Origin of the sequence: Pantoea sp. GM01 (genome assembly GCF_000282675.1) — a bacterium.
GTDB lineage: Bacteria > Pseudomonadota > Gammaproteobacteria > Enterobacterales > Enterobacteriaceae > Pantoea > Pantoea nemavictus.
Map to the genome: position 1 here is coordinate 24,809 of NZ_AKIU01000036.1, position 23,949 is coordinate 48,757.

Annotated in this window: 25 protein-coding genes; 15 read left to right on the forward strand and 10 right to left on the reverse strand. The window is 53.2% G+C overall.

The genetic code is table 11. The annotated features are described in order from the left end of the window. Positions 1 to 52: 52 nt before the first annotated feature. Entirely contained in the window at positions 53 to 1,231 is a 1,179-nt protein-coding gene (gene purT, locus PMI17_RS11430) for a formate-dependent phosphoribosylglycinamide formyltransferase (RefSeq protein WP_007889573.1), read from the reverse strand. A 161-nt stretch (positions 1,232 to 1,392) separates the two neighbouring features. On the opposite strand from purT, the gene PMI17_RS11435 reads away from it, so the two are divergent. Together PMI17_RS11435 and PMI17_RS11440 are read left to right on the forward strand one after the other, a co-directional pair. Beyond that, positions 1,393 to 2,034, forward strand: coding sequence for a tellurite resistance TerB family protein (locus PMI17_RS11435; protein WP_007889574.1), 642 nt, complete (start codon positions 1,393 to 1,395; stop codon positions 2,032 to 2,034). A gap of 140 nt (positions 2,035 to 2,174) precedes the next feature. Beyond that, positions 2,175 to 4,238, forward strand: coding sequence for a prolyl oligopeptidase family serine peptidase (locus tag PMI17_RS11440; protein WP_007889576.1), 2,064 nt, complete (start codon positions 2,175 to 2,177; stop codon positions 4,236 to 4,238). Here PMI17_RS11440 and exoX read toward each other — a convergent pair. Together exoX and PMI17_RS11450 are read right to left on the reverse strand one after the other, a co-directional pair. Next, positions 4,232 to 4,900, reverse strand: coding sequence for an exodeoxyribonuclease X (gene exoX / locus PMI17_RS11445; protein WP_007889578.1), 669 nt, complete (start codon positions 4,898 to 4,900; stop codon positions 4,232 to 4,234). The two genes, PMI17_RS11440 and exoX, sit on opposite strands and share 7 nt — an antisense overlap. Positions 4,901 to 4,903: 3 nt before the next feature. Then, positions 4,904 to 5,134, reverse strand: coding sequence for a DNA polymerase III subunit theta (locus PMI17_RS11450; protein WP_007889579.1), 231 nt, complete (start codon positions 5,132 to 5,134; stop codon positions 4,904 to 4,906). Positions 5,135 to 5,287: 153 nt separating this feature from the next. On the opposite strand from PMI17_RS11450, the gene copC reads away from it, so the two are divergent. From copC to PMI17_RS25535, 7 genes are all read left to right on the forward strand, one after another. Next, complete coding sequence (gene copC / locus PMI17_RS11455) at positions 5,288 to 5,665, forward strand: copper homeostasis periplasmic binding protein CopC (protein WP_007889581.1); 378 nt, start codon at positions 5,288 to 5,290, stop codon at positions 5,663 to 5,665. A gap of 3 nt (positions 5,666 to 5,668) precedes the next feature. After that, positions 5,669 to 6,550, forward strand: coding sequence for a copper homeostasis membrane protein CopD (copD, locus tag PMI17_RS11460; RefSeq protein ID WP_007889582.1), 882 nt, complete (start codon positions 5,669 to 5,671; stop codon positions 6,548 to 6,550). Positions 6,551 to 6,583: 33 nt separating this feature from the next. Continuing rightward, a complete protein-coding gene (locus tag PMI17_RS11465; protein ID WP_036620970.1) occupies positions 6,584 to 6,931 on the forward strand; it encodes a YebY family protein in 348 nt (115 codons plus the stop codon). Between the two features lie 493 nt (positions 6,932 to 7,424). Continuing rightward, a complete protein-coding gene (locus PMI17_RS11470) occupies positions 7,425 to 7,637 on the forward strand; it encodes a cold-shock protein (protein WP_007889586.1) in 213 nt (70 codons plus the stop codon). Positions 7,638 to 7,639: 2 nt separating this feature from the next. Then, a complete protein-coding gene (locus PMI17_RS25710; protein ID WP_101764610.1) occupies positions 7,640 to 7,783 on the forward strand; it encodes a cold-shock protein in 144 nt (47 codons plus the stop codon). A gap of 203 nt (positions 7,784 to 7,986) precedes the next feature. Then, entirely contained in the window at positions 7,987 to 8,310 is a 324-nt protein-coding gene (locus PMI17_RS11475) for a hypothetical protein (protein ID WP_007889588.1), read from the forward strand. Between the two features lie 120 nt (positions 8,311 to 8,430). After that, entirely contained in the window at positions 8,431 to 8,598 is a 168-nt protein-coding gene (locus PMI17_RS25535) for a hypothetical protein (RefSeq protein ID WP_007889594.1), read from the forward strand. Positions 8,599 to 8,646: 48 nt separating this feature from the next. Here the strand turns inward: PMI17_RS25535 and PMI17_RS11480 are convergent, their stop codons facing one another. The 3 genes from PMI17_RS11480 to PMI17_RS11490 form a co-directional block, all read right to left on the reverse strand. Beyond that, entirely contained in the window at positions 8,647 to 8,925 is a 279-nt protein-coding gene (locus PMI17_RS11480; protein WP_007889595.1) for a hypothetical protein, read from the reverse strand. 62 nt (positions 8,926 to 8,987) lie between these two features. After that, positions 8,988 to 9,761 (reverse strand): hypothetical protein, encoded by a 774-nt coding sequence (locus tag PMI17_RS11485; protein ID WP_007889596.1) that lies wholly within the window; start codon positions 9,759 to 9,761, stop codon positions 8,988 to 8,990. 123 nt (positions 9,762 to 9,884) lie between these two features. Continuing rightward, positions 9,885 to 10,616 carry a trans-aconitate 2-methyltransferase gene (locus PMI17_RS11490; protein ID WP_007889598.1) on the reverse strand — a complete coding sequence of 244 codons (732 nt, stop codon included), beginning with the start codon at positions 10,614 to 10,616 and terminating at the stop codon, positions 9,885 to 9,887. 256 nt (positions 10,617 to 10,872) lie between these two features. Between PMI17_RS11490 and PMI17_RS11495 the strand changes: the two genes are divergently transcribed. Then, on the forward strand, positions 10,873 to 11,520 hold the full coding sequence (locus PMI17_RS11495) for a metallophosphoesterase (protein WP_007889600.1): 648 nt from the start codon (positions 10,873 to 10,875) through the stop codon (positions 11,518 to 11,520). Between the two features lie 3 nt (positions 11,521 to 11,523). Here PMI17_RS11495 and rsmF read toward each other — a convergent pair whose 3' ends face one another. The 3 genes from rsmF to yebS form a co-directional block, all read right to left on the reverse strand. Then, positions 11,524 to 12,948 (reverse strand): 16S rRNA (cytosine(1407)-C(5))-methyltransferase RsmF, encoded by a 1,425-nt coding sequence (rsmF, locus tag PMI17_RS11500; protein ID WP_007889601.1) that lies wholly within the window; start codon positions 12,946 to 12,948, stop codon positions 11,524 to 11,526. Positions 12,949 to 13,020: 72 nt separating this feature from the next. Then, positions 13,021 to 15,660: a PqiB family protein gene (locus tag PMI17_RS11505; protein ID WP_007889603.1), complete on the reverse strand. Its 2,640-nt coding sequence runs from the start codon at positions 15,658 to 15,660 to the stop codon at positions 13,021 to 13,023. Continuing rightward, on the reverse strand, positions 15,629 to 16,873 hold the full coding sequence (gene yebS, locus PMI17_RS11510) for a membrane integrity lipid transport subunit YebS (RefSeq protein ID WP_036620974.1): 1,245 nt from the start codon (positions 16,871 to 16,873) through the stop codon (positions 15,629 to 15,631). The genes PMI17_RS11505 and yebS overlap by 32 nt, the downstream gene beginning before the upstream one ends. A gap of 217 nt (positions 16,874 to 17,090) precedes the next feature. Here yebS and PMI17_RS11515 point away from each other — a divergent pair, with 217 nt between their 5' ends. The 4 genes from PMI17_RS11515 to htpX all read left to right on the forward strand — a co-directional run bounded on the left by PMI17_RS11515 (position 17,091) and on the right by htpX (position 21,526). Continuing rightward, entirely contained in the window at positions 17,091 to 17,591 is a 501-nt protein-coding gene (locus PMI17_RS11515; RefSeq protein ID WP_007889607.1) for a GAF domain-containing protein, read from the forward strand. Positions 17,592 to 17,687: 96 nt separating this feature from the next. Continuing rightward, on the forward strand, positions 17,688 to 18,365 hold the full coding sequence (gene proQ / locus PMI17_RS11520) for an RNA chaperone ProQ (protein ID WP_007889609.1): 678 nt from the start codon (positions 17,688 to 17,690) through the stop codon (positions 18,363 to 18,365). Between the two features lie 19 nt (positions 18,366 to 18,384). Then, positions 18,385 to 20,424, forward strand: coding sequence for a carboxy terminal-processing peptidase (prc, locus tag PMI17_RS11525; protein WP_007889610.1), 2,040 nt, complete (start codon positions 18,385 to 18,387; stop codon positions 20,422 to 20,424). Positions 20,425 to 20,644: 220 nt separating this feature from the next. Continuing rightward, positions 20,645 to 21,526 carry a protease HtpX gene (gene htpX / locus PMI17_RS11530; protein WP_007889611.1) on the forward strand — a complete coding sequence of 294 codons (882 nt, stop codon included), beginning with the start codon at positions 20,645 to 20,647 and terminating at the stop codon, positions 21,524 to 21,526. Positions 21,527 to 21,575: 49 nt separating this feature from the next. Here htpX and PMI17_RS11535 read toward each other — a convergent pair whose 3' ends face one another. Next, positions 21,576 to 22,958, reverse strand: a complete 1,383-nt coding sequence (locus PMI17_RS11535; protein ID WP_007889612.1) for an MFS transporter — start codon at positions 22,956 to 22,958, stop codon at positions 21,576 to 21,578. 193 nt (positions 22,959 to 23,151) lie between these two features. Here PMI17_RS11535 and kdgR point away from each other — a divergent pair, with 193 nt between their 5' ends. Then, on the forward strand, positions 23,152 to 23,943 hold the full coding sequence (gene kdgR / locus PMI17_RS11540) for a DNA-binding transcriptional regulator KdgR (RefSeq protein ID WP_007889613.1): 792 nt from the start codon (positions 23,152 to 23,154) through the stop codon (positions 23,941 to 23,943). The last annotated feature ends 6 nt before the right edge of the window (positions 23,944 to 23,949 follow it).

The following is a 23,949-nucleotide window of genomic DNA, read 5'->3' on the forward strand; positions in this document are numbered from 1 at the left end:
AGGGTATGCGCACCTTACGGCTTCGGGTCGCCACGCATGGCGACCTGTTAACCTAACCTTCCACTTTCACCGCTGCCGCACTGGCAACAGCGCGCGCGATAGCGTCATCGGTGCTTTCACCGGTCGCTAATGCGACACCTAAGCGACGCTGACCGGCGATTTCCGGCTTACCAAACAGGCGCAGCTGCAAACCTGCACCCAGCGCGGCTTCGATATTAACAAACTGCACGTTCTGGCTGTTCAATTCCGGCAGGATAACGGCCGAAGCCGCCGGGCCATATTGACGAATGCCGCCAATCGGCAGGCCGAGGAAGGCGCGTACATGCAGCGCGAACTCCGAAAGATCCTGAGAAATCAGCGTTACCATACCGGTATCATGCGGACGCGGTGACACTTCGCTGAAGATAACCTCATCACCGCATACGAACAGCTCCACGCCAAACAGACCGTAACCGCCGAGTGCTTTCACCACCTTAGCGGCGATATCCTGTGCGCGTTGCAGCGCCAGTTCACTCATCTGCTGCGGCTGCCACGATTCACGATAATCGCCATCTTCCTGACGATGACCAATCGGTGCACAGAAGTGGATACCATCAACCGCGCTGATGGTCAGCAGGGTGATTTCGAAATCAAACTTCACCACGCCTTCGACGATAACGCGGCCCGCACCGGCGCGTCCGCCTTGCTGGGCATAATCCCAGGCTTTATCCAGCTGGCTGGCTTCGCGGATAAAGCTTTGGCCTTTCCCGGATGAGCTCATCACGGGTTTGACGATGCACGGGAATCCAATGGCATTCGCCGCAGCGACAAAGTTCGCTTTGCTATCGGCAAACTGGTAGGTCGAGGTCGGTAGGGACAACTCTTCCGCCGCCAGACGACGAATGCCTTCGCGGTTCATGGTCAGCCGTGCAGCGCGCGCGGTGGGCACCACTTTCTGGCCTTGAGCTTCCAGTTCCAGCAGTTTTTCGGTGGCGATAGCTTCAATTTCTGGCACCACAAAGTGCGGCTGTTCCTGCGCAATCAGCGCGGCCAGTGCATCGCCGTCCAGCATATTGATTACGTGGCTACGATGCGCGACGTGCATGGCGGGCGCATCGGCATAACGATCCACCGCGATCACTTCCACACCAAGACGTTGGCACTCCAGCGCCACTTCTTTGCCTAATTCGCCTGAACCTAACAGCATGACACGCGTAGCGGCAGGGCGCAGCGCGGTTCCGAGAGTCGTCATAATTTCACCTTAGCAGTCAAAATGCGCGCGCAGTATAAACGAAAACGTTTGCGTACTCACGCTTTCGGCTTCATCAGGTTTGCCATACTTTTCTCGCTCTGACGTTAACTGACACAGCCTGCGGCAGCATGGTGAGCGGAAATTTAAACGGGAGTTAAACAATGAGCAATTGGCTGCAGCAAATTCAATCGGTGCTGGCGAAAAAGAGTGGCGAAGGAAAATCCGGTGGATTGAGCGATATGTTGGCACCTGGCGCGTTAGGCGGTCTGGCGGGCTTGCTGGTCGGCAGCAAATCCACGCGTAAGCTGCTGACCAAATACGGCGGCAAAGCCTTGCTACTAGGCGGCGGAGCGGCGGCTGGTGCGCTGCTGTGGAATAAATATAAGCAGCGTATCCGGGAAACTCATCAGGATGAGGCCGGTTTCGGCCAACTGCAAACGCCGATGGATCAACGCGCAGAACGCTTAGTGACGGCGCTGGTTTTCGCGGCAAAAAGCGACGGTCATATTGACGATGCCGAGCGCGCGGCGATTGAACAAAACGTTCAACAAGCCGGTTATGGCCCACAAGCCGAAGCTTTGATTCAGCAGGCGATGAACCGTCCGCTGGATCCTCACTGGCTGGCGGCGGATGTTAAGAACGAAGAAGAGGCGCTGGAACTCTATTTCCTAAGCTGTGCAGCCATTGATGTCGACCACTTTATGGAGCGCAGCTATCTCTCCGCGTTAGGTGATGCGCTAAAAATTCCGCAAGATGTACGCGATGGTATCCAGCGCGATATCGACGCGGAAAAAGCCGCGTAATCTGCTACAAAGGCTGCGTCCGCAGCCTTTATTTTTGCTGGTTGGTTTATCCTGCGCTGGGTGATGATGCTTGCAGCTTGGCATCAAGCGCGATTAGTGCCACGCTTGCTGGATATTGTCTTTCAGGGAGAAGAGCCTAAATGAATCAGCCCAACGCGAAAAAAATCCCCCATGTGATGAGCCTGCACGGTGAAACGCGCATCGACAATTATCACTGGTTGCGCGATGACGATCGCGAAAATCCTGAAGTGCTTGCCCACCTGCACGCTGAAAATGATTATGGCCGCGCGATGATGGCCTCGCAAAATTCGCTACAGGATCGGGTGCTAAAAGAGATTGTCGATCGTATTCCCCCGCAGGATCACTCGGTGCCGTATGTGAAGAACGGTTATCGCTATCAAAGCCGCTATGAAGTGGGTAACGAATATCCCGCCTATTTCCGTCAACCGATTGAGGCACCGCTTGATGAGCCGTGGCAACTGCTGCTAGATGGCAACCAACGTGCGTCCCACAGCGACTTTTACACCATGGGGGCGTTGGCAATTACGCCGGATAACCAGGTGATGGCGCTGGCGGAAGATTTCCTTTCGCGCCGTCAATACGGCATTCGTTTCCGTAATCTGCAAAGCGGCAGTTGGTATCCGGAAGTGCTGACGAATGCTTCCTCCAGCGTGGCCTGGGCCAACGATTCGCGCACGCTCTATTACGTGCGTAAACACCCGAAAACCCTGCTGGCTTATCAGGTATGGCGTCACGAATTGGGGCATCCGCAATCTGACGATCAGCTGGTGTACGAGGAAAAAGACGATACTTTCCATCTTAGCGTGCACAAAACCACGTCAGAGCACTTTATTCTGGTGGCGTTGTACAGCACCACCACCAGTGAAATCCTGCTGATCGATGCGGAATATCCCGATGCACAGCCGCAAACGTTTTGTCCGCGGCGTCGCGATCACGAATACAGCATTGACCACTACAACCACCAGTTTTATATCCGCTCGAATCGTGATGGTAAAAACTTCGGCCTGTACCGCAGTGCGTGGCTGGCCGAAGCGCGCTGGCAAGCGTTAATTCCAGCGCGGGACAACGTAGTACTGGAAGATTTCCAGCTGTTCCGTCATTGGCTGGTGGTGGAAGAGCGCCAGCACGGCGTTAATACCTTGCGTCAGATTAACTGGGAGAGTGGGGAGAGCTTTGGCATCGCCTTTGACGATCCGGCGTACGTGACCTGGCTGGCGTATAACCCTTCGCCGGAGAGCGACACGCTGCGCTACGGCTATTCATCGATGACTACGCCGACGACGCTGTTTGAGTTGAATATGGAAACGGGCGAACGCCGCGTGCTGAAACGTACGTCGGTGCCGGGCTTTAAATCTGAGGATTTCAAAAGCGAGCATCTGTGGATCACGGTGCGTGATGGTACGGAAGTCCCGGTTTCGCTGGTGTATCACCGCAAGCACTTCCAGCGTGGCAACAATCCGCTGCTGGTTTATGGTTACGGCGCCTACGGCAGCAGCATGGATGCCAGCTTTGGCACCAGCCGTATCAGCTTGCTCGAGCGTGGATTCGTCTACGCGATTATTCATGTGCGCGGCGGCGGTGAACTCGGTCAGCAGTGGTATGACGGTGGCCGCCTGAAGAACAAAATCAACAGCTTCACCGACTTTATCGATGTCACCGAAGCGCTGGTGGCAAAAGGTTACGGAAATCCACAGCGGCTGTACGCCATGGGCGGCAGCGCCGGAGGGTTACTTATGGGTGGTGTCGTGAACATGGCACCGAATCTGTTCCACGGTGTGGTGGCACAGGTACCTTTTGTGGATGTCGTGACCACCATGCTCGATCCATCGATTCCGCTCACTACCGGCGAATACGATGAGTGGGGCAATCCCGAGCAGGAAGAGTTTTACCACAGCATCCGCCAGTACAGCCCGTATGACAACATCGAAGCAAAAGCCTATCCACACTTGCTGGTTACCACCGGGCTGCACGATTCTCAGGTGCAGTATTGGGAACCGGCCAAATGGGTGGCGAAATTACGCGAGTTAAAAACTAACGATTCGTTGCTATTACTGTGCACCGAGATGGATTCCGGCCACGGCGGTAAATCGGGCCGTTTCAAAGCCTATGAAGGCGTGGCGCAGGAGTTTACTTTCCTGATAGGTCTGGCGCAGGGGAGCTTGCCAGACCGTACCGATTACTGATCGCTTTTAACGTACTTGCGAAGCGCCTGCCGCAACGGTGGGCGCAAATCGCGCACATTTTCCAGCACCCAGCGCAGATAGCCGGGATCTTTACGCGCAATGCTGCCAATGCTTTGACCGCGATACTTCCCGAACGGGAACACATCACCACTCACGGCTGCCGGTTGGCACAAATTCGCCATCTGCTCGGCATTCCAGCCCGACGTTTCCATAATGCGGATCAGTAGCGCGGCGGTGACGTAGCAGTCATACAACGCGCGGTGTGCATGCAGCTCGGCTGGAGGTGTGACGTCCAGCTTCAGGCTATGACGCAATGCCTGATTGCCGTATTTGATGCCTGGCCACAACTGACGCGCCAGCGTCATGGTGCAGATCCATTCGCCCGGCATGGTTGGCAGCATACGGCGATCAAAACTGGCATTGTGCGCGACATAATGCGGGCTGCCGTGATAGCGGCCAATCGCTTCTTCGATAGTCGGTTTGCCAACCACCATCGCTTCAGTAATGCGATGCACCGCCATCGCCTGGCGGCTGATCGGGCGGTCCGGGCAGATCAAATCACTCATGGGATTGACGATTTGACCGTCAATGACATCCACTGACGCCACTTCAACCACGCCGCCTTGCAGGCCACAGGTTTCGGTATCGATAACACGTAACATAGATTACTTCTGCTTAGGTTCGTAGGGCAGGCGTGACAGGCTGAGCGATGCCTGGCGGTAGTTCATCAGACGTTGACGAAACCATTCACGCAGCGCCTCTGGTTGCTCGCGCTCCACCATTTCGGCAATCACGGGCATATTGTAGCGCTCTTTAAAAGCCACGCCCGCGGCGGCCAGATCGACATTCACTTTGTCTTTCTCTTCCTGCGACAGCAAGGCAAGGTTTTGACTCATACTTTCCTCCAGATAATCAGGGGCAAAAGTAATGGTTTCGGACCGAGGGATCAAGGAAATTGGATCGCACCGCAAGTCTCGACACCTGCGGATCGGCGGCGTATCCTGCTGCCACGTTTGCGGTGCACTGCCGCAGTTAAAAGGGAAGAAGTGATGAAGAAAACTGCGTTTACCCGAGTTGTGGCGCTGTTGCTGGCGTCATCAACGCTGGCCTTCAGCCAGTTTGCGCTGGCTCATGCTCACCTGAAAACGCCGGTTCCGGCGGATAAAGCCGTGGTGGAGCATTCCCCGCAGAATTTAACGCTGACCTTTACTGAAGACGTTGAAGCCGCGTTTAGTGGCGTAGAAGTGCTCAACGCGCAACATCAACCCATGCCGGTGGGGAAGGCCAGGCTTAACAACAAACAGCACGATCAGCTGATTGTACCGATCAGCCAACCGTTGCCGTCGGGTAATTATCAAGTGAACTGGCATGTGCTGTCAGTTGATGGCCACAAAACCAAAGGCAGCTACGCATTTAGCGTGAAGTGATCAATGAGTTTGAGCACGCTGTGGATTGGCCTGCGGGCGCTGCATTTCTTGTCGGTGTTACTGCTCGCTGGCAGCGCCTGCTACACCGCGCTGCTGGCACCGCGTCGCTATCGCCTGGTGCTGGCGCAGCGTTTAGATTTGATTTTGCGTACCAGCGCGCTAGTGAGCTTGCTCAGCGCCGTGCTGATGCTAGCGACACAAACCGGTTTGATGAGCGGTGACTGGCGAAACATTAGCGATAGCGAGACGTGGCGCGCCGTGCTGAATACGCGTTTTGGCATGGTCTGGCGCTGGGAAATTGTCTTCGCACTGCTTGGCACGCTGACACTATTGCTACGTGGCAGGCTGCGTCAGCAATTGCTGCTTGTTAGCGGTGTATTGCAACTGATCGCTCTGGCAGGCGTAGGACATGCAGCAATGCGTGATGGCTGGGCCGGCATGCTGCAGCAAGCAAACCATGCGCTACATCTGCTTGCCGCCGCGTTCTGGGCGGGCGGTTTACTGCCGCTGCTGTTACTGATGCGTGAAGCACGACAGATCGAATTCCGTGCCGATGCTATTCGCTGCATGATGCGATTTTCCCGCTACGGACATTTAGCCGTTGCGCTGGCGTTGTTCACTGGAGTCGTTAACAGTCTGCTAATAGCCGGTTCACCGCGCGATTGGCAAGTTACACCGTGGAGCGAGCTGCTGGTGGTGAAAGTGCTGCTGGTAATGTTGATGATCGCTATCGCGCTGACCAACCGCTATCTGCTGGTTCCGCGTTTCCGCCGGGCGGCCAGTCATGCATCGCAACTGTTTATTCGCCTGACGCAGCTAGAGCTGCTGCTGGCCATTATTGTTATTGGGTTAGTGAGCGTGTTTGCCACACTCTCACCGGCCTGAATGTGTCATTAAAGAAGATGAAATGAGGTCGATATTTTGCTGAAGAAACTGATTCCAGCTTGCGTATTGATGGCGCTGTGCAGCCAGGCGATGGCCGCACAGATTATTACCGTCAGCCGTTTTGAGATTGGCAAGGACAAATGGCCCTTCACCCGTGAAGAGGTGATGCTGACCTGCGAAAAAGACGGAGCGCTGTTTGCTATCAATCCCGGCACGTTATTGCAGTATCCGCTCAACGATAAAGCCTACGCGCGCAAGACTGCCGGGCAGGGCACGCTGCAATCCATTGACACCATCGTGGCCGAAGACAAAGCGCATCCAGGTCAGAAAATGAGTCTGCAGCCGATCGTCGATCGCGCACAGCAACTGTGCGGCAAGTAATCTCGGTATAAATCAGGCGTGGCGCACATTTCTGCCGCTACGCTTGTTCTCAGGTTATGTCAACGCGATCACAGAGTTGATACCTTTGCTTACCGAACAGCGCAGTTGGCTGGAAAACCACCAATCCTGGTCTACCATTAAATGGCAAGGCGTCCTCGCCTGCAAAAATGCCAACTTTTAGCGCACGGCTCCTAAAGAGCCATTTCCCTGGACCGAATATAGGAATCGTATTCGGTCTTTTTTTATCTGCATACCTTTGCCATCTTTTATCATTCATTAAATTAAAAAATATTATCGCTTGCTTGTGGCATGGATAAATGCGTTAATGCTCCGTCGGTCTGAATAGCAGACAGTTAGAAGGTTAGTTCCCATTGTATTTCTCATCCCAGTTAGTGCCGCTTCAAGCCCTTTCTCTTTGAGTCTTATCCTAAGTTCTGATTCGTATCTGCAACTCGGCCCTTACGCCAATAGGCTCATTTAAAAGGTAAAAATTATGTCTAACAAAATTCTTGGAACGGTAAAATGGTTCAACTCAGAAAAAGGCTTCGGCTTTATTTCTCCTGAAAATGGCAGCAAGGACGTTTTCGTCCACTTCTCAGCCATTCAGGGCACAGATTATCGCTCACTTGATGAAGGTCAGCGTGTTGAGTTTTCAGTTGAAGATGGTCCAAAAGGTCCGTCAGCAACAAATGTATTAGGTCTGTAATTATTCGCATTTATAATCGTTTAAGATGTCCGCATTGCCAGAGTTCACAATATCGCACCTCCGCGTTCGATATTACTAAAATGAACCCCCATGGCGCTAAATGTATTTTCTGCAAATCATCAATGATTGTGTTGAAAACTGCATAATAACGGATTATCTCTCCTGATTTTATATTGGGAGTTATCAGGCGATTGCCTGATATAAGTATCACTAGCACTGCTTCGGCAGTGCTTTTTTTTGCGCTAAATACCGCGCTTTAGCACACTTATTCCTCTGATCGCTCTCGCCTTCACGTGATACATTCCTTGCCATCAAGTTACTTCACCTCAAATCAATGAGAATTAAGAAGATGCTTAAGTCTATGGCTATAGTCGCCATGCTGCTGCTTAGCGGTTGTGCACTAAAACAGTATCCGCAATCTGCCAAGGTGAGCGATGCCGAAGCGCAAACTTATGACTGCGCAACATTGAACCAGGAGATAGCTAAATCTCTTAGCGTGCAGCAGCAGATTGATAAAACAGGCGAATTTGATGCGCTGACGGTGCTCGGTTTCGTGGGTGATTTTGGCATCGGTAATGGCATTGCCAAAGCCAGCGCTAAGCATAACGCCGCGGCGCGATTATCACAGTTACAGGCGCTGAAATCGGTGCGTTGCCCGTCTAATGGTGCCTAATTATCACCAGCCAGACAGATAGCCAGTAGAAATGTGAGGCCAAAAAGCTGCAGTCAGCATGCGCAAAAAATGGTATAACGTTGGCGCATCTGTTTTATTGCCGGCTAATAAGGACCCTTCATGGCAAATACACAATATCTTCTCTGGGTAATGATTGGCACATTAACGCTGCTGAGTATCTTTATTGGTGTGGTAGTGGGTCGGGCAAAAAACCCGCGCATCGGCACAATAACCTTCGCCGGTTTATTGGCCTTTTTCTTGCTGGCAATTTTCCTGATCACGCGTTAGAGCTAAAACAGATAAATGCCACACGTCAGCTGTGGCAATGATTTGGCGTTACGGGGCAGGATGCAGAGCAGCGCGGTGTTGAGCAATCAGTTGCTCCGCCAGAGAGCGATCTTCTTCATGTTGTGAAATGTAATGCTCATACGGATCTTTCACGCCCAAACTTTCAATATAATCGAGATGAGCCTGTTTTATTTCCCGGTTGATATATTGAATCACCTCTAAACCTGACTCATCGGCATAGGCCGGCGCTTTGCTTTTAATTGCGCGAATTAATTCCACGTTATTTTGCATAAACACTTCCAGATCAATTTTATAATAGTCTTTCATTGGCTCGCTCCTGTAGACATCATCAATATCTAACCTTAGCAGAGCATTATCATCGATTGTGACTATCCATGCGCAACATCCCAGCCGCTGCCGTTGCGAATGTGTCCCCAGCAAGGAGTAATGTCCTGTTCTAACTGATAAATCAGAGCCAATATCAAATTCAGGTTATAGCGGGTTACTTCGTTATGTTGTGTGATGCACGGCGATGCGGACTCGATCAAATTGAAGTTACGGTATTTCTGCAGCAGCGCCAGGTTGGGAAAAATTTCCTGTTCACGTTGGTAGTCGGCAAGGGCAGTAAAAAGATAGATATTTTTATCTGTATGGCGATCGCGTCGTAGGGTATTTGGCAAGAGCTTATTTAATAACGTCACTGCTGCGGGGGTAATGGTGCCCATCATGGCTTCGCCTACTTTTGGCCACATAGTCTCCGCATAATCACCTAGATAAAATTGTGGCACGGCAGTAATGATGTTTTTAATGTTATGCCGGACGCCAAAGTAGAGTGCCGCACTGCCGCCTTTAGAGGCGCCGAGTATCGAAACATTTGCCGGTGTGGTCAGTTCTATTACCGAACGAATCAGTTGGCTCACGCCATGCTCAATATCGAAGTTCATATTGTTGCACAGGTAGTAAGCGGGCAGCCCCTGGAAATCATCTTTGATCCACAACACCGCCGATCGTGTATGTTGCAACAGCGTAAAGTCGTAGATGGTGGGATCTGGCAGGTTAAAACCCGACATGACGATCAATAAATGCCGATTATCTTCGGCTGCCGGTTTATAGCGATAATGGATATCGAGAGCGGGACGAAAGTTAAAGATGTAGTCAGTCAAGATAAGCGGCTCAGAAAAGGAGTTCACCGATTAAAGACGACATTTCTGCTGGATAATTAAATGACGTGGGTGAACGGCAGAAAAGCTTTAATTGGGGCTGCAGAGCGCAGCCACTTTTGGAATCTAACGAGGTTTACGCGCAGCCAGTAGAAACATCATTGGGCGATCGCGCTCTTCTGCCAGGGCGGGATTCTGTGCTAACTGTGCTTCATCGGGTCCCCATTCATCAAGATGGACGATCTCAAATCCTGCGGCAATCAGTGCATTAATCCAGGTAGCCAGTTTGCGATGCTGTTTTTTTACGCCATCGGCAAACCAGTTGCTGATGCGCTCACCCTCCTGCTGATAGTGATTCACCGGCCAACTACGCTGCTGTTGATCATCAATTATCCACTGCTGCGCCGTTGGCGCGGTGTAAATCGGATGCTCGCATGAGAACACCAGCGCACCACCTGGCGTTAAGGCATTGAACAGGGTGGCGAAGAGCGTATCAATGTTGCTGAGATAATGCAGCGCCAGCGAGCTGTAGGCGAGATCAAAGGTTTCGCTGAGTTGCAGCGTTTCTAAATCGGCACGCTGATAGCGAATGCCCGTTCCTTGAGTCATGGTCGCGGCTTGCGCCAGCATCTTCTCTGAGACATCGAGCCCCAGTACTTCACGCGCGCCTTGCTGTTGTGCGTAACGGCAAAACCAGCCATAGCCACAGCCGAGATCGAGAATGCGTTTGTCATCCAGATCGGGCAGTAATGCGCGCAGTGCGGGCCATTCCGGTGCGCCGTCCAATCCCTGCACTGAACGTGGCAGCGTGGCATAGCCGGCAAAAAAATGCGGGTCGTCGTAAATATTCTGGCTCATACAGGCTCCTTTATATGATGCGCAAAGGAGTTTAGGCGTTTAGCGAGGAAAGTAAAGCTGCGTAATTATCCCACAAATAACAGATGCACCAGGCGAGCCAGCGTTTCGAGCAGCAGCAAGCTGCCGATGAAGATAACGATCAAGACACCAATAAATTGTTTACGGCCGCTCATGCTGTTCCCTCCGCTGGCTAAACCTCACCGGACTATACTTTAAGCCGGGCTCACTAAACTTCCAGTCAACCGGGGAAGATTACATGCTTTACCAACGGGTAAGTGCGCAAATGTGGCGAAACATTTGGGTGGTGGGCGATTTACACGGCTGCCGTGCCCAGCTTGATGCGCAGCTCCTCAAGCGGGATTTCGATAAGCAGCAGGATTTATTGCTGTCGGTGGGCGATTTGATTGATCGCGGGCCAGACAGCCCCGGCTGTTTAGCGCTATTGCAAGAACCCTGGTTTCGCTGTGTGCGCGGCAATCATGAACAGATGGCGCTCGCCGCGCTGGATGGGCGCGATCAGACCTTGTGGATGATGAACGGCGGCGAGTGGTTTTGGCAGTTGAAGGGCGCAAAGTTAATCGCTGCGCGCCATGCGTTGAAACGCTGCGCCGATTTACCGTTGGTTTTGCATCTGGAATTCGGCGACCGCGTAGTGGTGATTGCTCACGCCGATTATCCTGCCAGCTATTATGCACTGGGGCAGGATGTCGATTGGCAACAGGTGGTGTGGAGTCGCGATCGGCTGGGACGCCATCAACGTGGCGCTTCGGCAAACATTGCGGGCGCCAGCGATTTTTACTTCGGCCACACGCCGTTGGAGCAACCGCTGCATGTGGCGAATCAGCATTATATTGATACCGGCGCGGTTTTCGGCAACTGTCTCACGCTGGTAAAATTACAGTAATGCTTAGCGGAACAGACGCCCGTCGCGCACCAGCTCACGCGGATAACTGTTTTTAATCCGATTGCCGACTTTTTTGGCCAATCCTAAAGGCTGTGACTGATAGGTCACAATCACCTCATCGCGATTCGGTAACGACTCAGGATGAATATCCTGACCGCGATACCAGGTTTCTGCCTCCGCATCGGTAAGGGCAAAATCCAGCGCGCTGCCTGGCTTACTCAACGCGACAACGGCTTCATGCTGCCAGCGATAACCTTTCGGGAAGGTTTCTGCCAGCTTAAGGCCGATACGCGAGAAGCGCACTTTACCCAGCCAACTTTCCAGCGCTGCCGGGAAGAGCCACAGCTCTTTATCGCGATGCCACAGCGTGTGATTGTCATCCCATTGCAAGCCTACTTTTGCTGCTGCCTGCTGTACCTCGGCGCTGAGCTTACGGCTGGCCGGTGAGAAGGGCAGTTTGCCCACTTTATAGGTCGGTGCGGGCAACACGGGAATGCTGGCGGTTTTACGCAGGCGCGCCACAAAGAAGCCTTCGCTATCGAAAATTTGCGGGAACACGTGCAGGAAACCTTCCGGTGTTAAAGCCTGATCGGCGCCAGCAAATAGACCATTCAACGGCACAATTTCTACCGCATCGGGATAACGCTGTTGCAACCAGTGAATCACCTGCTGGTTTTCAATCTGATTGAGCGTGCAGGTCGAGTAGATCAGCGTGCCGCCGGGTTGTAATGCATGGAAAGCGCTGTCAATGAGATCGCGCTGGGTTTCAGCGATCGCTTCGGTGCTGGCCAACGTCCAGTTACGCAGCGCATCGGCGTCTTTACGCACCACGCCTTCGCCAGAGCAGGGCGCATCCAGCAGAATGGCATCGAAACGTTCCGGCAGCGCCGCGCCAAACACCCGACCATCAAAATGGGTGAGCGCCACATTGCTCACGCCGCAGCGGCTGATATTGGCGTGCAGCACTTTGACGCGACTGGCGGAATATTCGTTGGCAAGGATGGCGCCTTCATTGCGCATCAGTGCGGCCATCTGCGTGGTTTTGGAGCCTGGTGCTGCAGCCACATCCATCACCTGACGCGCATCGGGTGCGGCGTCAAACAGTGCGGTAACCGGCAGCATCGAGCTGGCTTCCTGAATATAAAACAGCCCGCTAAGGTGCTCCGCAACGCTACCTAGCGGCAGCGACTCATCGTCACGCTCAATCCAGAACCCTTCGGCGCACCACGGAATGGGTGACAGCCGCCAGCCATAATCAGCGGTGCGGACGAGGAAATCATCCACGCTAATTTTTAAGGTATTAACGCGTAAGCTGCGGCGCAGCGGTTGCTGGCTGATGGCGAGAAAGCGTTGCAATTCAGCGTCATCAGCGAGGCTGGCGCGCATTAGCGCGAGGAAATCTTCGGGAAAGCGATCGGACACGGGCATCTACCGGGAAACAAAATGAGCGCGAAGTGTAACATGCGAAAAAGAATCGGGCAGCCAGGCTGCCCGATTTGCTTAAGGTTGATTAGGATCCGGAATCGCCGTGCCCCAATTGCGCCACTCTTTTGGCGCTTCATCCTGCAGCAGGAAGTGTTTGTTGGCGCCGGCCTGTGGTGCTAACGGTACCGTTGGCGGCGTTGCAAACTGCACACCGCCGCGAATGAATTGCTGGAAGGTACCGGTTTTCAACACGCCGCCGATCAGGCCGAAATCGAAGTTATAACCGGAAGCCAGCCAGAACACCGAGTTGTTACGTACCAGATGCTGGTATTTCTTGCTGATACGCAGCGCGATCTGTACGCGATCGGCCATGTTACCCAACGATGTGCCGGTCACGGTACCAACTTCAACGCCACGGAACAGCACCGGCGTTCCCACCGACAGCGATCCCGCGTCAGCGGCATCGACATAAATCGTTAAGCCGTTAAGGTAACGAGAATCGGTGATAGTGCTTTCCTGCAGTTCAAAGGTGCGCGCTGGAGAACCTTTGCCCGGATCAACGTTGAGGTAGGGCTGCAGCAGCGTTTCGATATGATTAACCCCTGCGGCAGAAATCTCCGGCGACACCACCGAGAAGCGGCTGCCGATGCGCGCGAAGTCCTGCACGTATTCCGGATAGAGCACCGCTTTTGCTACCACCTGATTGTTATCAGAACTCAGCGCCAGCGATTCAACCTGACCGATGTTGATGCCGAGATAGCGGATCGGCATACCCGCAGCCAGTTTGCTGGCATCGAAGGTGTGCAGCGTAATCTGACTGCCGACGGCACGCGCCACGGTTTCTGAAGAGTACAGCACGCGCTTCACGCCTTTCACCGCCTGCGCTCCGGTCAGATTATCAAAACTGATCGCACCTTTAAGGGCGCGGTTGAGCGGAGATGCCTGCACCGTCAAACCGCTGCCGTTGAGCTGCACTTTGGCACCACCTTCGGCCCAGAACACGCTCTCGCTGGTGAGTAACTTGCGATACTGCGGCTGAATGTGAATCGAGATTTCAAAGGCATCCGCGCGCGGCACGACATCAACCACTTCACCCACCTGGAATTTGCGATACAGCAGCACCGACCCGGCCTGCACATCTGGCAAGCTGTTGGCGGTCAGCTTCAGTGTGGTCGGTGGCTGTTCGCCGACAATACCTTCCTCCGCACGTTCCGCATCGGCATATAAAGGATAACGACTGGACGGATTGCCTTTCGCGCCTGGAATCAGGCGAATGCCACCATCGACCCATTCGCGTGCGCTGGCACCCAGCACCTGCATACCATCAAGGCCAAATTTCACGTCGAGGCGGCTATTCACCACAAATTTACTGTCCGCGTGCACCAGCTTGCGGTGTTCGGGATTAATGGCGGCGACGAAGCTGATGCCATTCTCATCCAGCGTACGTGAAATCACCTGACCAATTTTCATGCCATACAGCATCACCGGCTGGCCCGCATCAATGCCATAGGTTTCCGGCGCGCTGAGTTTTACCGTCAGCACATCGGGCTTTTGCAATAGCGTTTCGCTGGCGGGCAGCACGGTGAATTGATCCTGCGGCTCGCCTTCGCCGGGCACCAATTCGAGGGTGTTGCCGGTCAACAGACTGCTAAGGTTGGTATCAGTCAGGCTAATTTTCGGTGTGCGCATTTCAATGCGCGTGCCGCTGCGCATCAAACTGGTTACCGAAGGGTCAACCGTGAGTTCGCCAGTGACTTTACCGCCATCCTGCAGGTTAAGTTTGGTCAAGGTGCCGACTTCCAGGCCCTGATACATCAGCGGCGTGCTGTCGACTTTCAGATTGTCGCCGCTCGGTAAATCAAGTTTGACCTGAACCCCGCGCTGACTGCGCGCTAAATCCGGGTAGAGTTGATAGGTGGCATCGACGTTTGCCTGCTGCCCGTCATTGGGGGAATCGAAGGCAATCGCGCCGTTGACGAGGGCGGCCAGACTTTCCAGTTTTACCTTGGCACCGCTCAGGCTGACATCCGCATCAACGCCGGAAACGTTCCAGAAGCGGCTCTGCTTTTTCACCAGATTGATGAAGCGACGCTCAATCAGCACATCGATGGTCACGCCATCGGTGCTGTTATTCAGGCTGTAATCGTAAACACGACCGACCGGAATTTTGCGGTAATAGACCAGTGAACCGGTATTGAGTGAGCCAAGATCCGGCGCGCGCAGATGAATCAGCAATTCACCGGTATTGACGCGATATTTCGGTTGGGTATCTAACGCGGTAAAGCGTTCGCTCTCTTTGCCTTTGCCCGGCATCATGCCGATATAGTTACCGCCGACTAATGCATCAAGTCCGGACACGCCGGCCAGTGAGGCTTTTGGCGTCACCAGCCAGAACTGCGTGTCTTCACGCAGCGCATCGCGCATATCGCTCTTGATACTGGCTTTGATCTGGATGCTGCGATAATCATCGCTCAGCACGATGCCTTGCACCGTGCCCACTTCCACGCCCTGATATCGAATCGGCGTGCGGCCGGGCACGATGCCGTCGGCGGTCTGGAAGTTAATGGTGATCGTCGTACCGCGCTCTTCATAATTGGTCCATAACAGCCAGCCTGCGATCAGCAAAGCGATAATGGGCAATAACCAGAACGGCGAAATCTTGCGCTTATTGCGCAGATTGGCGCTAGTCGGTGTAGTCGGCGTTTCCTGTTGCATGTGCATCCCAGATCAGGCGGCTATCAAGCCACTCTACAGCCATAATGGTCAGGACAACGGCAGCGCCAAAATAGAAGGCGGCCGGTCCCATGGTAAAAGCCAGTAACTGATCACGATTGACCAGCGACATGGTTAACGCAATCACGAACAGATCCAGCATTGACCAGCGACCCACCCAGGTAACGGCGCGCAGCAGACGAATGCGGGTTTTTAAGCCCTGTTCGCATTTAAAATGAATACTGAGTAGTAACGTCAGCATCACTAATACTTTGGTAAACGGCACCAGAATACTGGCAATAAAGACCACCGCAGCGACCGGCACATTGCCGGATGCCAGGCCCAGAATGCCGGAGAAAATGGTGTCTTCGCGGCGTGCACCGTTAACGTAAACCACCGAAATAGGCAGTAGATTGGCGGGAATCAGCAGCACAATTGAGGCGATCAGCGCCGCCCAGGACTTCTGCAAACTGTGGCGACGGCGATAGTCGAGTGGTGTATGACAACGCGTACAGCGCCCACGCGCATCGGGCACGCCAGTTTGATGGCAGTTGAGGCACACTTGCCACTCTTCCGGCGGCGAAGTGGGCATGGCTTGCGGATAATAGTGTTCCCATAACTGCTCGACGTTAAGATGAATCAGCGTCAGCAGGCTGAGTACCGTCAGCGCTATATAGGCCACTAAGCCATAACCCACTTCCAGCGCGGCGTAATCCTGCACCTTTATCGATGCCACTGCCACGCCGACCAGATAGATATCCAGCATTACCCACTCTTTCAGCTTATCGAGCATCAGCAGGACCGGACGCAGGTTCATACCGAGCGCGTTACCCACCCACAGATAGAGAATGCCCGCCACCAGCGTGACCGGCGCGCCGATGGTACAGAACGCGACCATCGAAGCGGTCAGCGTGTTGCCCTGCTGTGCCATCTGAATCACACCTTCCAGCAGGCTCGCGTTAATACGCATTCCGAGCAGGCGAATATCGACCAGCGGCAAGCTAAAGGCGAACGGCATCAACACGATCATCACCATCGCCATGGCGGTGAGGCGGGTCATTGACCAGTCACGTCCGCTCTGTATTTGTGCATGACAGCGTGGGCAATAGGCCGTCTGATGCGATTTCACATCCGGTAAGGAAAAAAGGGTATCGCATTGCGGACAACGCTGATAACGTGCGTGGGGCAACGTCTGGCTGATAGCGTGAATTTTCATAGGTGACGCGAGTGCCCATCGTTCGTTACGTTTACCGGCATGCTGAGTAGAGCCATTCTGCCTGCAATAATCGGTGGTACAAGAATATCCTTCATCACCGACTGCTAAGGGTATAGTAACTAACTCAATGATTCACCTTATGCGCCTGGATTATTAGTGCTTATTTTAACAACTGAGTGACAACAAGGTCACCACAGTGACGAGTTATGGTTGAACAATGAACAAAAAAGCTTTTTACGAGGATTTGAATCGTGATGTCCGCGCCCTGTTGGCGGGTGAAACCTCGTTCCTCGCAGCGCTCGGCAATTGCAGTGCGCTGTTATTTGAACGCCTGGAAGGTGTGAACTGGGCTGGATTCTATTTGCTGACTGAGCCGAATACGCTGGTGTTAGGTCCTTTCCAGGGCAAAATTGCTTGCGTACGCATTCCGGTGGGTAAAGGCGTGTGCGGTACCGCAGTGGCTGAGGACAAAGTGCAGCTGGTGGAAGACGTGCATGCGTTCCCGGGCCATATCGCCTGTGATGCAGCAAGCAACGCCGAAATCGTGATTCCTCTGAAAGTGAATGGCACTCTGGTGGGTGTTTTAGACATTGATAGTACGGTTTATTCTCGCTTCGATAGCGAGGATGAAGCGGGGCTGGTGGCCCTTACCGACGGGCTTTGTGAAGTGCTGGCGGGCAGCGACATCGTAAAATTTATTCAGCTGACGCACAGCTAATCGACTGGATCACATAGCATTTGGCGATGTTGTCATTATAATGTCGCCTGTTCATGCCTGCTCTGGTCGGCAAATCCGTTGTAATCAGGAAATTTCATGGAAAATCAACCTAAGTTGAATAGCAGTAAAGAAGTCATCGCCTTTTTGGCGGAGCGTTTTCCGCAATGCTTTAGCGCCGAAGGCGAGGCGCGTCCGCTCAAAATCGGCATTTTTCAAGATCTGGTCGAGCGTGTTCAAGGCGAACTGAGCCTGAGCAAGACGCAACTGCGTTCTGCCTTACGTCTATATACCTCTAGCTGGCGTTATCTTTATGGCATCAAAGCAGGTGCCATTCGTGTTGATCTCGACGGTAACGCCTGTGGCGTGCTGGATGAGCAACACGTAGAACATGCGCGCAAGCAACTGGAAGAAGCCAAAGCTCGCGTTCAGGCGCAGCGCGATCAGCAGAAAGCGAAGAAGCGTGAAGCCGGTGAAGAGACCGCTGAACGTCGTCCGCGCAAGCCTGCTCCGCGTAAAGCTGCCGAAGGTGATGCACCGCGTAAGCCGCGTCCACAGGCTCCGCGTGCGGCCTCTGCTGAACGTAGTGCTCCGCAGCCACCGCGAGCCAAACCTGTCACTGATACCTCAACGCTGCAGCCTGGCCAGAACATTAAAGTGACTGCAGGCAAAGGTGCAATGGACGCTACCATTCTTGAAATCACCAAAGATGGCGTTCGGGTTCAGCTCGCTTCCGGCATGGCAATGATTGTGCGCGCAGAACATTTGCAGTTCTGAAACGGAGGCTGACCCTGGCATGAACAATTTTTTAAAGATCGGTATGATCGCGGGCCTGCTATTAGCAGGCCCCACCTTTGGCGCAGACAACATTACCCGCGCCGACCAGATTCCCCAATTGCATGAAGATCCACAGCATCCCACCGTTAGCGAACGCGTTACGTCACGTTTCACCCGCTCTCACTATCGCCAGTTCGATTTGAATCAGGACTTTTCTGCGAAAATCTTTGATCGCTACCTGAATCTGCTGGACTACAGCCACAACGTGCTGCTGGCATCGGATATCGCGCAATACACCGATAAAAAAACCTCCGTTGGTGATGAGTTCCGCAGCGGTAAGCTGGATGTGTTTTACGATCTCTACAATCTGGCGCAGAAACGCCGCTTTGAGCGCTATCAATATGCGCTGAGCGTGCTGAGCCGCCCAATGAATTTCACCGGCAATGACACCATTGACATTGATCGGGCAAAAGCGCCCTGGCCGAAAAGCGTGGATGAGCTTAACGCGCTTTGGGATGCCAAAGTTAAATATGACGAACTGAGCCTGAAGTTGGCCGGCAAAGATGAGAAAGAGATTCGTGAAACGCTGACCAAACGTTACAACTTCGCCATTCGTCGTCTGGCGCAAAGCAACAGTGAAGATGTGTTCCAGCTGGCGATGACCGCGTTCGCGCATGAAATCGATCCGCACACTAACTATCTTTCACCGCGCAACACAGAACAGTTCAATACCGAAATGAGCCTGTCGCTGGAAGGTATCGGCGCCGTGCTGCAGATGGACGATGATTACACGGTGATCAACTCAATGGTGGCGGGTGGTCCGGCTGCGAAGAGCAAATCGATCAGCGTGGGCGATCGCATTGTTGGCGTTGGCCAGCCAGGCAAGCCGATGGAAGACGTTATCGGCTGGCGTTTGGACGATGTGGTTTCAAAAATCAAAGGACCGAAAGGCAGCAAAGTACGCCTGGAGATCCTGCCAGCCGGTAAGGGTACCAAAACCCGTACTGTAACGCTGACGCGTGAGAAGATCCGCCTGGAAGACCGTGCCGTTAAAGGCACCGTACATAACGTGGGCAAAGAGAAAGTCGGCGTGCTCGACATTCCTGGCTTCTACGTTGGTCTGACTGACGATGTGAAAGTACAACTGCAAAAACTGCAGAAGCAGAACGTCGACAGCGTAGTTATCGATCTGCGTACCAATGGCGGCGGTGCACTGACCGAAGCGGTTTCACTGTCCGGTCTGTTCATTCCGAGCGGTCCAGTGGTGCAGGTTCGTGATAACAACGGTCGTGTGCGTGAAGACAGCGATAACGATGGCATTGTTTACTACAAAGGTCCGCTGGTAGTGCTGGTTGATCGCTTCAGTGCTTCGGCATCGGAAATCTTCGCCGCTGCGATGCAGGATTACGGCCGTGCGCTGATCGTAGGTGAACCCACCTTCGGTAAAGGTACCGTGCAGCAGTATCGTTCTCTAAACCGCATCTACGATCAGATGCTGCGTCCGGAATGGCCAGCGTTAGGCTCGGTGCAGTACACCATTCAGAAGTTCTATCGCATCAACGGTGGCAGCACCCAGCGTAAAGGCGTAACGCCGGATCTGCTGATGCCTACCGGTGTTGAAGCGGCAGAAACCGGCGAGAAGTTCGAGGATAACGCGTTACCTTGGGACAGCGTGAATGCGGCAAGCTATACCAAAACGGGCGATATTGCCCCGCTGGTACCGCAGCTGACTAAAGAGCATGCCGATCGCATCGCTAAAGATCGCGAGTTCCAGTACATCATGAAAGATATTGCGCGTTTCGACGCAATGAAGGACAAGCGCAATATCGTGTCACTCAATCTCGCGCAGCGTGAGAAAGAGAATCATGAAGATGATGCACTGCGTCTGGAGCGCATTAATGCGCGCTATCAGGCGGAAGGCAAAGCACCGCTGAAAAGCATCGAAGATCTGCCAAAAGACTACAAAGAGCCGGACCCTTATCTGGATGAAACGGTGAAAATCGCTAATGACATGGCGCAGCTGGAGAAATCTCAGCCAGCTGCTCAGGCCGCGAAATAGCTCCTCGGCATCTGAAACAGCACCGCTTCGGCGGTGCTTTTTTTTACACTCAACTTGTTGTTAAGACCTGCTAACGCACGGTATCGCGCTCTTTACGACTCAATGTAAAGTTATGTCTTTTTAGGCACTTAAAGATTAAGGTTGCTTGAAAAGCGCGGCAATGACCATAGGATAGATATCCGCGCATAAGCGCGTGCACAACTGAGGAAGATTAACGTTTATGATGCGTATTGCTCTTTTCCTGCTCACCAACTTAGCGGTGATGTTGGTTTTCGGACTGATCTTGAGTCTGACAGGAATCCAGTCAAGCAGTGTTCAGGGTCTGATGATTATGGCAGGTCTGTTTGGCTTTGGCGGTGCGTTTGTTTCACTGCTGATGTCCAAATGGATGGCGTTGCGCTCTGTCGGTGGTGAAGTGATTCAACAACCCCGTAATGAGACGGAACGCTGGCTGATGGAAACCGTCGGCCGCCAGGCACAACAGGCTGGCATTGCTATGCCGCAGGTGGCGATTTATCACGCGCCCGATATTAACGCTTTTGCGACTGGCGCGCGCCGCGATGCGTCGCTGGTTGCCGTTTCAACCGGACTGTTGCAAAACATGAGCCGTGATGAAGCAGAAGCGGTGCTGGCGCACGAAATCGCCCATATTGCTAATGGCGACATGATCACCATGACGCTGATTCAGGGTGTGGTGAACACCTTTGTGATCTTCATTTCACGTATTCTGGCGCAGATCGCCTCGGGCTTCCTCTCCGGCAATCGCGACGGTGAAGAGAGCAGCAACGGTAATCCAATGGTTTACTTTGCGGTGTCGATGGTGCTGGAGTTGCTGTTTGGTTTCCTCGCCAGCATCATCACCATGTGGTTCTCGCGCCATCGTGAATTCCACGCCGATGCAGGTTCAGCCAAGCTAGTAGGACGCGAGAAGATGATCGCTGCACTGCAGCGTCTGAAAACCAGCTACGAGCCGCAGGAACCAAGCAGTATGATGGCGTTCTGCATCAACGGTAAAAACAAATCGTTGAGCGAGCTGTTTATGTCGCACCCGCCGCTCGATAAACGTATCGAAGCGCTGCGCAGCGGTGAATACCTGAAATAGTTGTGAGACACAGCATAAACAAGGGCGCCTGATGGCGCCCTTGTTATTTCTACGATTCAGCTGGCTGACGGGATTGCGTCATGCGCGCCAGACTTACCACGGCAGCGACGGTGGCAAAGCTACCGGCTAACACCAGCGATGCATGCGTACCGCTGTCGTTGAACAAATTAAACATCAGCGCCACCAGAGCTGCGCCGCTACTTTGTCCGACCAACCGTGCAGTGCCTAACATACCGCTGGCGCCACCGCTGCGATTACGCGGTGCAGCGGAGATAATGGTGTGATTATTCGGTGACTGGAACAAGCCAAAACCGGCACCACAAAGCATCATGCGCCAGATAATATCGGCATCGGTTGGCTGAGTGGGCAGCAACGCCAGCAGGAACAGACCGGCAGCGAACGTGGCTAATCCCAATCCGCCCAAAAGCCCGGCATGGAATTTTTCGATCAGTCGACCGGCAATCGGCGCCATTACCATTGTCGCTAACGGCCACGGTGTGAGAAGCAAGCCAGTTGCCACTTCATCACGACCCAATACATTCTGCAGGAAGAATGGCAGTGCGACCATCGCCAGCATTTGTGCGCAAAACGAGCAGATTGAGGTACCAATTGAGAGAGAGAAAATTGGAATGCGCAGTAAATCGACCGGCAGCAGCGGCACCGGCATCGATAACTGACGACGAACAAACACCACACCAACTAACACTAACGCCACCAGTTCCGCCACGATCAACCAGCCATTTTGGCCCTGAGAGAAACCACTGAGTGCAGAAATCAACAGACCAAAGAACAGCGCATTCATGATGGCACTCGGCATATCAAATTTTTGCTGCTTAGCTTTCTGCGTATTATCTGGCAGGAAGCGCAGCGCCAGCCACAATGCCAAGATACCCAGTGGGATGTTGATGAGGAATAGCCATTTCCAGCTGGCGACAGAGAGAATCGCCGCCGCCACGGTTGGTCCTGCAGCGCTGGAAACGGCAACAATCAATGAGTTGATCGCCATACCGCGCCCGAGAAAGCGCTGCGGATAGATGATGCGTATCAGCGCGGTGTTGACGCTCATGAGTGCAGCACCACCAAAACCTTGCAGTACACGCGCCACCGTCAGCATATTCAGTGACGAGGAGAGGGCGCAAAACAGGGATGTGGCGATGAACAGCGCCAATCCGACCTGATAGATGCGGCGATAGCCGAGCATATCACCGAGAAATGACAGCGACAGCAGCGAAATCACTATAGCAATTTGATAAGCGTTAACGATCCAAATCGATTCGGCCGGACTGGCGTTAAGTTCGCGTGCAATGGTCGGCAAGGCAACGTTAGCGATAGCGCCGTCCAGCACCGCCATCATGATGCCCAAAGCGATGGTGATAATCGCGCCATAACGCTGCGGAATAGGTAATCCATCCTGAGAAACGGTAGCAGACATAAATAGGATAAGTGAAGGAAGTGAATATCATCATGCTAATCAATTCGCTGCGGAAAAGCACCGCATTCATTGACATAAAATTACGTGTGGATGTGTCACTTAACCTGAGTCGTTGCTGCAAACCTGCTGAAACGCATATACTGCCATTTCTGTTCCGTTTTTTTTGAAACACCGTTGAAAAAGGATATGCATCATGGCGAACAATGATAATGATAAACAACCAGACTCCGTTTCATCGGTGATGAAAGTGTTTGGCATTTTGCAGGCGCTGGGTGAAGAGCGCGATCACGGCATAACCGAATTATCCCAACGGGTAATGATGTCGAAAAGCACGGTTTATCGCTTCCTCCAGACCATGAAATCGCTTGGCTACGTGGCGCAGGAAGGGGAAAGTGAGAAATATTCGCTGACGCTGAAGCTGTTCGAGCTCGGTGCCAAGGCCCTGCAGAACGTTGATTTGATTCGCAGTGCCGATATCGAAATGCGAGAACTTTCGCGCCTGACCAAAGAGACCATTCACCTCGGCGCGCTGGAAGAAGACAGTATCGTTTACATCCATAAAATTGATTCGCTCTATAACCTGCGTATGTATTCACGGATTGGACGCCGTAATCCGCTGCACACCACCGCCATTGGTAAAGTGTTACTGGCGTGGCGCGATCGAAGTGAAGTGCAGGAGATCCTGAGCGAGGTTGAATTTCGTCGTAGCACGGCGAAGACCATTGTTAGCGCCGATGCGTTGCTGGCAGTGTTAGATCAGGTCAAAGTGCAGGGATTTGGTGAAGATAATGAAGAGCAGGAAGAGGGCTTACGCTGCATTGCAGTACCGGTTTTTGATCGCTTTGGTGTGGTCATTGCCGGGTTGAGCATCTCTTTCCCAACCATCCGCTTTTCCGAAGAAGGGAAAAATGAATACGTTGCGATGTTGCATCGTGCAGCACGCAATCTGTCAGAGCAAATGGGCTATCACGACTACCCTTTTTGACAGGAA

Bases quoted from the DNA above. Each gene is read 5' to 3' on its own strand.
- rsmF (WP_007889601.1), bottom strand. From the start codon at position 12,948: ATGCCCGTGTCCGATCGCTTTCCCGAAGATTTCCTCGCGCTAATGCGC.
- prc (WP_007889610.1), top strand. From the start codon at position 18,385: ATGAACAATTTTTTAAAGATCGGTATGATCGCGGGCCTGCTATTAGCA.
- PMI17_RS11490 (WP_007889598.1), bottom strand. From the start codon at position 10,616: ATGAGCCAGAATATTTACGACGACCCGCATTTTTTTGCCGGCTATGCC.
- PMI17_RS11470 (WP_007889586.1), top strand. From the start codon at position 7,425: ATGTCTAACAAAATTCTTGGAACGGTAAAATGGTTCAACTCAGAAAAA.
- PMI17_RS11515 (WP_007889607.1), top strand. From the start codon at position 17,091: ATGAACAAAAAAGCTTTTTACGAGGATTTGAATCGTGATGTCCGCGCC.
- copC (WP_007889581.1), top strand. From the start codon at position 5,288: ATGAAGAAAACTGCGTTTACCCGAGTTGTGGCGCTGTTGCTGGCGTCA.
- PMI17_RS11505 (WP_007889603.1), bottom strand. From the start codon at position 15,660: ATGCAACAGGAAACGCCGACTACACCGACTAGCGCCAATCTGCGCAAT.
- PMI17_RS11480 (WP_007889595.1), bottom strand. From the start codon at position 8,925: ATGAAAGACTATTATAAAATTGATCTGGAAGTGTTTATGCAAAATAAC.
- PMI17_RS11495 (WP_007889600.1), top strand. From the start codon at position 10,873: ATGCTTTACCAACGGGTAAGTGCGCAAATGTGGCGAAACATTTGGGTG.
- PMI17_RS11440 (WP_007889576.1), top strand. From the start codon at position 2,175: ATGAATCAGCCCAACGCGAAAAAAATCCCCCATGTGATGAGCCTGCAC.
- exoX (WP_007889578.1), bottom strand. From the start codon at position 4,900: ATGTTACGTGTTATCGATACCGAAACCTGTGGCCTGCAAGGCGGCGTG.
- purT (WP_007889573.1), bottom strand. From the start codon at position 1,231: ATGACGACTCTCGGAACCGCGCTGCGCCCTGCCGCTACGCGTGTCATG.
- PMI17_RS11535 (WP_007889612.1), bottom strand. From the start codon at position 22,958: ATGTCTGCTACCGTTTCTCAGGATGGATTACCTATTCCGCAGCGTTAT.
- proQ (WP_007889609.1), top strand. From the start codon at position 17,688: ATGGAAAATCAACCTAAGTTGAATAGCAGTAAAGAAGTCATCGCCTTT.
- PMI17_RS11435 (WP_007889574.1), top strand. From the start codon at position 1,393: ATGAGCAATTGGCTGCAGCAAATTCAATCGGTGCTGGCGAAAAAGAGT.
- PMI17_RS11475 (WP_007889588.1), top strand. From the start codon at position 7,987: ATGCTTAAGTCTATGGCTATAGTCGCCATGCTGCTGCTTAGCGGTTGT.
- kdgR (WP_007889613.1), top strand. From the start codon at position 23,152: ATGGCGAACAATGATAATGATAAACAACCAGACTCCGTTTCATCGGTG.
- htpX (WP_007889611.1), top strand. From the start codon at position 20,645: ATGATGCGTATTGCTCTTTTCCTGCTCACCAACTTAGCGGTGATGTTG.
- PMI17_RS25535 (WP_007889594.1), top strand. From the start codon at position 8,431: ATGGCAAATACACAATATCTTCTCTGGGTAATGATTGGCACATTAACG.
- PMI17_RS11450 (WP_007889579.1), bottom strand. From the start codon at position 5,134: ATGAGTCAAAACCTTGCCTTGCTGTCGCAGGAAGAGAAAGACAAAGTG.
- yebS (WP_036620974.1), bottom strand. From the start codon at position 16,873: ATGAAAATTCACGCTATCAGCCAGACGTTGCCCCACGCACGTTATCAG.
- copD (WP_007889582.1), top strand. From the start codon at position 5,669: ATGAGTTTGAGCACGCTGTGGATTGGCCTGCGGGCGCTGCATTTCTTG.